Genomic DNA, 11,294 nt, shown 5'->3' on the forward strand with positions numbered 1-11,294 from the left:
GCCAGCGCGGCCAGCGCGGCCACCCTGTACGACCTGCCTGCCGGCCGCACGGGCGCGCCGCTCGATGCCGTCAGCGCGCGTCCCGACTTCGCGATCCTGGCCTACCCGGTGATCACGATGGAGCCGCCGGTCGCGCACATGGGCTCGCGCTACTTCCTGCTGGGCGACCATCCGTCGCCCGAACTCGTCCAGCTGATGTCGGTCGAGAAACAGGTGAATGCCAACACGCCGCCCACGTTCCTGTTCCATTCCCAGGACGATGGCGCCGTGCCGATCGAGAACAGCATCCTGTTCTTCCAGGCGCTGACGCGCGCGCACGTGCCGGCGGAGATGGCCTTCTTCGAGCGCGGGGGGCATGGCATGGCGATGAATACCGGCCTCGGCAATGCTTCGAACTGGCCGAAGCGCGTGGAGGAATGGCTGCGCTACCGCAACCTCATCGTCCAGTAATCCGTTCCTCACTCGCACGATCTATGGACGCAGCTACGTCGATAGCGCGTCCTTGATGTTGCCAATGTCCGCTGCGGCGCCGGAAGGCCCGCAGCGGTCTTTTTTTGGGGCTTGCGCGATCAGGGCAACCCTTTTTGCACTCTCAAGCCGTGCCAGGCCGAGCCCCCTACACCTGCCTTGCGAACAAAACCGTTCGTGTTGATCTGCGTCACACGTGAACACCATTGACAGTGGAAAACAGAGAGGTTTAGACTGTGTTAATTATAATTAATGCTAACTTAATTTTTCGTTAATGTCGTTGCTGCATCGCTCGCCAGGCGAGCGGACGGCGACACGCCGCTAGGCGGATAACGAAGCCTTGCCGGTTCCGCACAACATCCGACGCAGATCGGAGGGTGCAGCCGGCCCCGATCGGCAGGGCAGACGCGGGCAGGGTGCAGGCACTACCCCGGCAGCAGGAAAGGAGTTCGCTCAGGCAAGGGCGATTCTTTCGCTTTACCACGCGGCAGACGTTCGACGAAACGGCTGCGCCGGCATGGCGAAGCGCCTGTGAGACGGGAAATCAATCAATTCCTTCATTGAGGAGACAAGCGTGAAGAAGAAATACAACCTCGTTATCCCGGCCCTGGTCGCCGGTATTCTTGCCGGCTGCAGCGGCGGCAACACGACCCCGGGCGCGACGGGTACCCAGGCTCCGGCCCTGGCTGCCACCACCGGCTCGGCCACGAGCTGGTCGGCGGTGAAGTGGGGCGGCGGCGGCTATGTGACCGGACTGATCTACCACCCGGTCAATTCGAGCCTGCTGTACGCGCGCACCGACGTCGGCGGCGCCTACCGCTGGAACGCGACCAATTCGACGTGGACGCCSATCACCGACGGCCTCGGTTGGGGCCCCAACGAAGGTCAATTCCACGGCGTCGAGAGCCTGGCCCTYGACCCGAMCAACGACCAGCTCGTCTAYATGGTCACCGGMGATACCGCGACGYMGWMSYCGGYTCASAATGGCCGGATCTATATCTCCAGCGACCGCGGCACCAMCTGGACGCACTACGACCTGCCGTTCGCGGTGGGTGGCAACGATGACGGCCGGGSCTACGGYGARCGYCTGTCGATCGACCCCSAGCTGCCGTCGAYCATGTACTATGCCACGCGCCAGGACGGCCTCTGGACGAGTACGGACTCGGGTCACACCTGGGCCCAGGTCACGAGCTTCTCGAGCACCAGGCTTACCAACGGCGGCCAGGTGTACGGCACCGGGCAGGTCGTGTTCGATACGTCGAACAACGGGACGGGACAGCAGACCTGGGTCATGTGGGCCACTGTCAACCCCGACTACGCCCAGGCGGCGGGCCTGACCTCCACGCTGTTCAAGTCCACCAACGGCGGCTACTCGTGGACGCCGGTGTCGGTGCCGTCCGCGGTGTCCGGCTACTACATCCCGCATGTCGTGCGCGCCGCCGACGGCTATTTCTACATCGCGTTCAACCAGACCGGCGGCCAGGGCAGGCCCGGTCCCGGCTATGTCTACAAGTTCGGCGGCGGGGCCAATGGCGAAACCTGGACCCAGCTGCTGAGCACGACCAGCATGGGCGTCGGCGGCCTGTCGATCAACGGTACCGGCTCGACCACCCGCATCGCGGTGGGCATGACGGGCTGGGCCGACAGCAGCAAGCAAATCCAGGTGTCCGACGACGCCGGCGCCACCTGGCACGAAGTCGAGGCCAACATGCCGCATACCTCGGACACGTGCAAAGGCTGGATCGAGGGCGTCACGATCGACCCGGCGAACCGCGACCACATCATGCACATCCACGGCGGCGGCATCTGCGAAACCACGAACGCCTCCTCGGCCACGCCGACCTGGAGTCCCAAGGTCGACAACCTGGAAGAGACCGCCACGCTGTTCGCCGCCGCAGCCCCGGCCGGTGCGGCGTACAAGCTGATCAACAGCGCGGGCGACATCGGCACGTGGGTCATCTCGGACCTGACGACGCGGCCGACGAAGGGGCCCCTGGACAGCTGGAGCAGCGGCAATTCGGCGGACATGGCGTGGTCTGATCCGACCTACATCGCCGCCACCGGCGTCGACAATGCCAACGGCACTGTCGTCAAGGCCTTCTGGTCCGGCGACTCCGGCAGTACCTGGTCGCAGTTTGCGACGCTGCCTACTGGCGGCTCGGCGAGCGGGAGCCAGGTGCAGAGCGTGGCGGTCACGTCCCGCAACAACCTGGTCTGGGCACCGCAGGACTCGGTGCCGTCGTACACCACGGACAATGGTGCGACCTGGACGCAGACCAACCTGCCGGCGTTCACCGCCACCTGGAACGGCTTCTTCCGTGCCTATCGGCTGGCCGCGGACCGCGTGAATCCGAACAAGGTCTACGCCTTCGATTCGGGCGGCGCTCCGTGGAGTGGGCAGCCGGGCAAGGTCTACATCTCGTACGATGGCGGCCATAACTTCGGGCTGAGCGGGATGTGGGGGGCCGCGAACATGGCGCCGAACGCGTGGGGGGGCACGTCGATGGTCGTGAACCCGAACGCCGAGGGCGACATCTGGGTGGCCGACGGCAATGCCCTGTACCACTCGGTGAACTCGGGCTGGAATTGGGTGCAGGTCGGCTCCTTCGCGTCCGCCAACGGCACGATGGGCGCCACCAAGGTCGCGTTGGGCAAGGCACAGGTCGGCTCGCCGTACTCGGCCGCGATCTACGTGGAAGGAACGCTGAACGGCCAGTGGGGCATTTTCCACTCCGACGATGGCGGTGCGACCTGGTCGCGCTGGAACGATGACGCGCACCAGTTCGGCGGCAGCGCCGTGGTGGTGGGCGACTGGAACACCTATGGCCGTATCTACGTCAACGGTGTTGCCCGTGGTCTGCAATACAGCAACTGAGTAGCACGTCCCTGACGTAGGCAACGACCGCTGCGGCTCCGGAAGGGGTCGCAGCGTTTTTTTTATATCTGATATTCAATAAACATATTGACAGTGAGAAAGGGTGAGAATTAGACTGCATTCATTCTCATTAATCTTGAGCAAATGTTTCGTTAATTGTTTCGAGATCCGAGAGTTCCTGGATGGGTTGCAAAAATAAAAAGACGGTGCGCACCGCGCCGATGTCGAGGGTGACGAAACATCGCCACGAGACGCCGGCGGCGACACCGATCGCGGGACCTTGCCGCCATGCCCGCCATGGCGGCAAGTCCGGCGCGGCGGAGCTACATTCCAATTGGAAAACATTCCTTAGAGGAGATATCATGATTCGCAAGCACAACTTCATCATCCCGGCCCTGGTTGCCGGCATCCTGGCCGGTTGCAGCGGCGCCAGCACGACTCCGGGCGTGTCGGGCAACGCACCCGTCCTGGCCGCCACCACCGGCTCGGCCACCAGTTATACGAGCGTGAAGTGGGGCGGCGGCGGCTACGTCACCGGCCTGATCTACCATCCGGTCAACGCGAGCGTCATGTACGCACGCACCGACGTCGGCGGCGCCTACCGCTGGAACAATTCGAACGGCTCGTGGACGCCCATCACCGACGGCATCGGCTTCAACGCGGGCGAAACTACCTACCACGGCGTCGAAAGCCTTGCCCTCGATCCGACCAACGACAATAAAGTGTACCTGGTCACGGGCTTGAGCACGCACAGCTGGGACGGCTCCGCCCTGATCAATGGCCGCATCTATGTCTCCAATGACCGCGGCGCGAGCTGGACGCACTACGACCTGCCGTTCCCGGTGGGCGCCAACGAACACTCCCGCGCCGTCGGCGAACGCCTGAAGCTCGACCCCACCAATCCGTCGACGATGTTCTACGCCTCGCGCACCGCCGGCCTGTGGAAGAGCACGGACTCGGGCCAGACCTGGACCCAGACCGGGTTGTCGAGCAAGGTGCTGACCGGCAGCGAGATCGTAGGCCTGAGTACGTCTCCGGTGGGCGTCGAGCAGATCATCTTCGACAACTCGAACGTGGGCGGCGGCGGGACGACGTGGATCATGTACGCCGCCATCGCGCCGGACTACGTGCAGAAGGCGGGCCTGACCTCGACCCTGTACAAGTCGACCAACGGCGGCTACTCGTGGACGCCGGTGTCCGTGCCGTCCAACGTGGCCGGCTACTACGTCCCGCACGCGCTGCGCACCAACGACGGCAACTACTACTTCGTGTTCAACCAGAGCACCGGCGAGGGCCCCGGTGGTCCCGGCTACCTCTACAAGTTCGGCGGCGTGACCAACGGCGAGACCTGGACCCAGCTCGCCACCACCACGCAGGGCGGTTACGGCGGCGTGTCCGTCTACGGCACCGGTTCGACGGCCCGCATCGCGCTGACCGTGACCTCATGGAACGACGGCCAGCAGGCCGTCCAGCTGTCCGACAACGGCGGCGCCACCTGGCGCGAAATCGCGGACGGCATGGTGCATTGGGGCGGCGGGTACCGGGGCTGGGTGGACGACATCGAGATCGATCCGGGCAACAAGGATCACATCATGCATGTCCACGGCGGCGGCGTCTGGGAAACCTGGAACGCGTCGTCGGCCACGCCGAGCTGGGACACTCCGGTCAACAACCTCGAGGAAACCGCGACCCTGGCGATCGTCACGCCGCCGGCCGGCGCGTCGTACAAGTTCGTCAACAGCGTGGGCGATATCGGGACCTGGCTCCAGACGGACCTCGCGGCGACGCCGACCAAGACGCCAAAGAACGCATTTGGCAATGGCAACGCGGCCGACGTGTTGTGGTCCGATTCGACCTACATCGTCACTGCCGGCTACGTCGCCAACCCCGACGTCGCCTACGGCTCCTGGTCCGGCGACGGCGGCAACACGTGGTCGGACTTCGCGACTTTGCCCGCCGGCGCCTCCACCAACTTCAGCTACACGGCGAGCATCGTGACCCCGTTCCGCAACAACGCGATCTGGGCGCCCGCCAACTCGGTGCCGTCGTACACGACGAACAATGGCGCGAGCTGGACCTCGACCAATCTGCCGGCGCTGTCCGCTGTCGGTACCCATCGTGGCTACCGCCTGGTGGTCGACCGCAAGAATCCGAACAAGGTCTACGCCTACGATTCGGGCGGCGCATGGTGGGGAACGCCGGGCAAGGTCTACGTCTCGACCGATGGCGGGCATAACTTCACGCTGAGCCAGGGTTCGGTGTCGGCGAACCTGGCACCGAACGGCTGGGGAGACACCTCGCTGGCGGTCAACCCGAACGTCGAGGGCGACCTCTGGCTGGCCGACGGCAATGCCGTGTACCACTCGACCAATTCGGGCGCGAGCTGGACGAAGCTGAACGGCTTCGCGACGATCCCGGCCAGCGGTTCGACGGGCCAGCAGGATGGTGCCAGCATCATCGCCCTGGGCAAGGCGCAGACAGGAAGCCCGTACTCGGCGGCGATCTACGTCGTGGGCGCGATGAACGGCGTGTGGGGCGTCTACCACTCCGACGACGGCGGCGCCACCTGGGCCCGTTACAACGATGACGCCCACCAGTACGGCGGCATCGGCGTGATGGCGGCCGACTGGAACACCTACGGCCGCATCTACTTCAATGGTGCCGGCCGCGGCCTGATCTACACCAACTGAGCAGTACGTCCCTGACGTAGCTCATGACCGTTGCGGCACCGGAAACGGGCCGCAACGGTTTTTTTTTGCGATCGTGAATTCGGTTGACAGTAAAAAAAAGTGAGGATTACACTATAGTTAATGTTCATTAATTCTGTTCGCATGGTTTGTTAATGCGATCCGATGTCCGATACCGACCGAAGGCATGCAGCCGGCCTGGTCTGGTAAAGCCAAAGAGCGCCGCTCCATCGCTGGAGTCGACGAAGCGGGCCGCTTGAAGTGTTCCTTGTTTGACGTCGTACGCGACCGTGAGACATCACGGCCTCCGCGTGTGGCGGTCTAAGTTTCTTATATATAAAAAACGTTGATACGTGGCATGGCGCTGCCGGATCGCGATGGACAACCTCGCCTTCGGGCGCCTGCAACGACGTCGGCGACAGGAAGCGCGCTTCGCGCCGGTCAGGCGCGGCCTGCCTTGCCGCCGTGCCGGACGATCTCCGGCACGGCGGCAGGGCCAGCGCGGCGGGACTACGTTGCTCTAACCGGAAAACGTCAATCCAATCCTTCAACGGAGACATAATGATTCGGAAGCAAACATTCATCATCCCGGCGCTGCTCGCGGCGCTTCTCGCAGGTTGCAGCGGGGGCAGCACGACCCCGGGCGTGTCGGGCCACGCGCCCGCCCTCGCCGCGACCACCGGCTCGGCCACCAGTTATACGAGCGTGAAGTGGGGCGGCGGCGGCTACGTCACCGGCCTGATCTACCACCCGACCAGCTACAACGTCCTGTACGCCCGCACCGACATCGGCGGCGCCTACCGCTGGAATGGGGGCGGCTCGTGGACGCCGATCACCGACGGTATCGGCTTCAACGCGGGCGAAGGTAGCAACCACGGCGTCGAAAGCATCGCCCTGGATCCGACCAACGACAACAAGGTGTACCTGGTCACGGGCATGTACTCCCACGACTGGCAGGGCACCCCGATCAACGGCCGCATCTATGTCTCCGGCGACCGCGGCAACAGCTGGACGCACTACGACCTGCCGTTCCCGGTCGGCGGCAACGAGGACGCCCGCGCCATCGGCGAACGCCTGAAGCTCGACCCCACCAATCCGTCGACGTTGTTCTACGCCTCGCGCACGGCCGGCCTGTGGAAGAGCACGAACTCGGGCCAGACCTGGACCCAGACCGGTTTGTCGAGCAAGGTGCTGACGGCCAGCGAGATCCAGGGGCTGGGTACCGCGCCGGTGGGCGTCGAGCAGATCATCTTCGACAACTCGAACGTGGGCGGCGGCGCGACGACGTGGATCATGTACGCCGCCATCGCGCCGGACTACGTGCAGAAGGCAGGCCTGACCTCGACCTTCTACAAGTCCGTCAACGGCGGCGCCACGTGGACGCCGGTGTCGGTACCGTCCAACGTGTCCGGCTACTTCGTCCCGCACGCGCTGCGCAACACCGACGGCAACTACTATGTGGTGTTTAACAAGAACTCCGGGCAGGGCGCCCAGGGCCCGGGCTACCTCTACAGGTTCGGCGGCGTGGCCAACGGCGAGACCTGGACCCAGCTCGCCACTACCACGCAGGGCGGCTACGGCGGCGTGTCCATCTACGGCACCGGCTCCACGGCCCGCATCGCGCTGGCAGTGACCGGTACATGGAGCGCCGGCCAGCCGGCCGTCCAGCTGTCCGACAACGGCGGCGCCACCTGGCGCGAAATCGCGGACGGCATGACGCACTGGGGCGGAGGATACAGGGGCTGGATCGACGACATCGAAATCGATCCGACCAACAAGGATCACATCATGCACATCCACGGCGGCGGCGTCTGGGAAACCTGGAACGCGTCGGCGGCCAGTCCGAGCTGGGACGCTCCGGTCAACAACCTCGAGGAAACCGCGACCCTGGCGCTCGTCACGCCGCCGGCCGGCGCGTCGTACAAGTTCGTCAACAGCGCGGGCGATATCGGCACGTGGGTCCAGACGGACCTCGCGGCGACGCCGACCAGGACGCCCAACAGCGCATGGAGCAATGGCAATGTCGCGGACGTGTTGTGGTCCGATTCCACGTTCATCGTCGGCACCGGCCTGCTGAACTCGAGCAATACCACCTTCGGCTTCTGGTCGGGCGATGCCGGCAACACGTGGTCGAATTTCGCCACCCTGCCCAACGGCGCCTCCGGCTCCGGCGCGCAGAGCATCGCGGTCACATCCCGCAACAACGTGATCTGGGCGACGAGGAACTCGGCGCCGTCGTGGTCGTCGAACAATGGCGGGAGCTGGAGTGCGACCAACCTGCCGGCGCCGACCACCACCAGTATCGATAACGCCTACCACCTGGCGGTCGACCGCAGGAATCCGAACAAGGTCTATGCCTACGATGCGGGTGCCGCCAACTGGACCAATACGACGGGCAAGGTCTATGTGTCGACCGATGGCGGCCACAACTTCACGCTGAGCCAGGGCTCGGTGGCGGCGAACCTGGCCAACAACCAGTTCGGGGTCACCTCGATGGTCGTCAACCCGAACGTCGAGGGCGACATCTGGCTGGCCGACGGCAATGCCGTGTATCACTCGACCAATTCGGGTGCGAGCTGGACGAAGCTGAACGGCTTCGCGACGGTCGCGCAAAATGGCTCGACGGGCCAGTTGCAGGGGGCAAGTGCGATCGCGTTGGGCAAGGCACAGACCGGCAGCTCGTACTCGGCCGCAGTCTACGTCGTGGGCACGATGAACGGCGTGTGGGGCATCTACCACTCCGACGACGGCGGTGCGACCTGGGCGCGTTACAACGACGACGCGCACCAGTACGGCGGCGTCGGCGTGATCGCCGCTGACTGGAACACCTATGGCCGTATCTACTTCAGTGGTACGGGCCGGGGCCTGATCTACACCAACTGATGACGTCCCTGGCGTAGCCAATGACCGCTGCGGTACCGGAACGGTCCGCAGCGGTCTTCCCGAAGACAGGTTCTGAACACACAAAAAAAGTCGGTGCGGCGTCCGGCGGTGCCGGCGCCGATGCCGACGACAGGAAACGCGCTCATGCCGGTCAGGCCAGCGCGGCGGAGCTACGTCGATCCATCCCGAAAAACATGAAATCTATCCTTGATAGAGGAGACACTATGGAACGGAAGCACAACCTCGTCATCCCGGCGCTGCTCGCGGCGCTTCTTGCCGGCTGCAGCGGCGGCAGCACAACCCCCGGCGCGTCGGGCACGGCCCCCGTCCTTGCCGCCACCACCGGCTCGGCCACCAGCTATACGAGCGTGAAGTGGGGCGGCGGCGGCTACGTCACCGGCCTGATCTACCATCCGACCACGGCGAACGTCCTGTACGCGCGCACCGACATCGGCGGCGCCTACCGCTGGAATTCGACCACGTCGTCGTGGACGCCCATCACCGACGGCCCCGGTTTCAGCGGGGGCGAGAGCCGGTTCCATGGCGCCGAAAGCATCGCCCTCGATCCGAACAACGACCAGCTCGTCTACATGATGACCGGCATGTACACGTTCGAAGGCAATGGCCGCATCTATATCTCCAGCGACCGCGGCAMCAMGTGGACGCACTACGACGTGCCGTTCCCGATGGGCGGCAACAATCCCGCCCGCGCGATCGGCGAGCGCCTGTCGGTCGACCCGAATAATCCATCGACGCTGTTCTATGGCTCGCGCACGGCCGGCCTGTGGAAGAGCACGGACTCTGGTCACACCTGGGCCCAGGTTACGTCGCTGTCCACGCTGCAACTGACGAACGACCAGGTCAACACGATGGGTGGCTGGGTGACGGGCGTCGAGTCCCTGCTGTTCGATACGTCGATCAGGGGCACCGGTACGCCGACCTCGACGCTGTATGTCGCCATCGCCCAGGACTACGCCAACGCGGCGGGCCTGACGTCGACCTTCTACAAGTCCACCGACGGCGGTGCGACGTGGACACCGGTGGCGGTCCCGTCCGCCGTGTCCGGCTACTACGTCACGCACATGGTACGCGCCGCCGACGGCACGATCTATGTGGCGTTCAGCGCGGGCGCCGGTCCGGGTGTCGCCGGTCCCGGCTACCTGTACAAATTCAGTGGCGGTACGTGGACGCAGGTCGTCAGCAATTCGTCCGCCGGCTACGGCGGCCTGTCGGTGTACGGCTCCGGCCCGACGACCCGCATCGTGCTGGGCGTTTCCAACACCTGGGGCTCCGGCCAGATCGTCCAGTTGTCGGACAACGCCGGTCTCACCTGGCGCGAGATCGAACAAGGCATGCCGCATACGCCGGCGAGTAACGGCGTCGGGGGCTGGGTGGACGACATCGAGATCGATCCGTCCAATCCCGACCACATCTCGCACATCCATGGCGGCGGCATCGTCGAAACGAGGAACGCGTCGGCGGCCACGCCGAGCTGGAACGCCGCGGTCACCAATCTCGAGGAAACCGCCACGCTGGCCCTCATCACGCCGCCGGCCGGCGCAGCGTACAAGTTCGTCAACAGCGCGGGCGACATCGGCACGTGGCTCCAGACGGACCTTGCGGTGCAGCCGACCAAGGGCCCGAGCACGGCCTGGAGCAGCGGCAATGCCGCCGACCTGCTGTGGTCCGATCCCACCTTCATCGTCGGCAATGGCGTGATCAACGCGTCCAATACTGCCTTCGGCTTCTGGTCCGGCGATGGCGGCAACACGTGGTCGAACTTCGCGAAGCTGCCCACCGGCGCATCCACCAACAAGGGCAGCACGGGGAGCATCGTGGCCACGTCCCGCAGCAACATCGTCTGGGCGCCGCCCAACTCGGTGCCGTCCTACACGACGAACACCGGCTCGCGCTGGACCCAGTCCAACCTGCCTTCGCTTCCCGCCGTCGGCTGGGATCGCGGCTACCGCCTCGTGGCCGACCGCAAGAATGCGAACAAGGTCTATGCCTACGATTCCGCCGGGGCACCGTGGAACAACACGACGGGCAAGGTCTACGTCTCGACGAATGGCGGCCATACCTTCACGCTGAGCCAGGGCTCGGTGAGCGCGAACCTGGCGCCCAACGCGTATTGGACCACGTCGATGGTGGTCAACCCCAACGTCGAGGGCGACCTGTGGCTGGCCGACGGCAACACCGTGTACCACTCCACGGACTCGGGGGGCACCTGGACGAAGCTGAACGGCTTCGCGACGGTCCCGGCCAACGGGTCGACGGGGGCGTTGCAGGGGGCCAGCGCGATCGCCCTGGGCAAGCCGCTCGCCGGTTCTCCGTATTCGGCCGCGATCTACGTCGTGGGCACGATGAACGGCGTGTGGGGC

Annotated in this window: 5 protein-coding genes and 1 pseudogene; 5 read left to right on the forward strand and 1 reads right to left on the reverse strand. The window is 65.1% G+C overall.

Features of this window, described 5'->3' with window-relative positions; genetic code table 11:
• The coding region (locus AC1DYX_RS21400) for an alpha/beta hydrolase (RefSeq protein ID WP_477262547.1) at window positions 1-450 on the forward strand (450 nt) is incomplete at its 5' end.
• Window positions 451-1,042: 592 nt separating this feature from the next.
• Window positions 1,043-3,343: pseudogene (locus AC1DYX_RS21405) on the forward strand (beta propeller repeat protein).
• A 130-nt stretch (window positions 3,344-3,473) separates the two neighbouring features.
• Here AC1DYX_RS21405 and AC1DYX_RS21410 read toward each other — a convergent pair.
• Window positions 3,474-3,677: a hypothetical protein gene (locus AC1DYX_RS21410; RefSeq protein ID WP_477262549.1), complete on the reverse strand. Its 204-nt coding sequence runs from the start codon at window positions 3,675-3,677 to the stop codon at window positions 3,474-3,476.
• Window positions 3,678-3,705: 28 nt separating this feature from the next.
• Between AC1DYX_RS21410 and AC1DYX_RS21415 the strand changes: the two genes are divergently transcribed.
• From AC1DYX_RS21415 to AC1DYX_RS21425, 3 genes are all read left to right on the forward strand, one after another.
• The gene (locus tag AC1DYX_RS21415; RefSeq protein WP_477262551.1) at window positions 3,706-6,033 is read left to right on the forward strand and encodes a dockerin; all 2,328 of its coding nucleotides are present in this window, start codon (window positions 3,706-3,708) and stop codon (window positions 6,031-6,033) included.
• Between the two features lie 558 nt (window positions 6,034-6,591).
• Complete coding sequence (locus AC1DYX_RS21420; protein ID WP_477262553.1) at window positions 6,592-8,913, forward strand: dockerin; 2,322 nt, start codon at window positions 6,592-6,594, stop codon at window positions 8,911-8,913.
• 224 nt (window positions 8,914-9,137) lie between these two features.
• Window positions 9,138-11,294: dockerin (locus AC1DYX_RS21425; protein ID WP_477262555.1), on the forward strand; the 2,157-nt coding region annotated here is incomplete at its 3' end.

The sequence above is a fragment of the Massilia sp. P2_C2 genome, assembly GCF_056404615.1.

Bases quoted from the DNA above. Each gene is read 5' to 3' on its own strand.
- AC1DYX_RS21415 (WP_477262551.1), top strand. From the start codon at position 3,706: ATGATTCGCAAGCACAACTTCATCATCCCGGCCCTGGTTGCCGGCATC.
- AC1DYX_RS21420 (WP_477262553.1), top strand. From the start codon at position 6,592: ATGATTCGGAAGCAAACATTCATCATCCCGGCGCTGCTCGCGGCGCTT.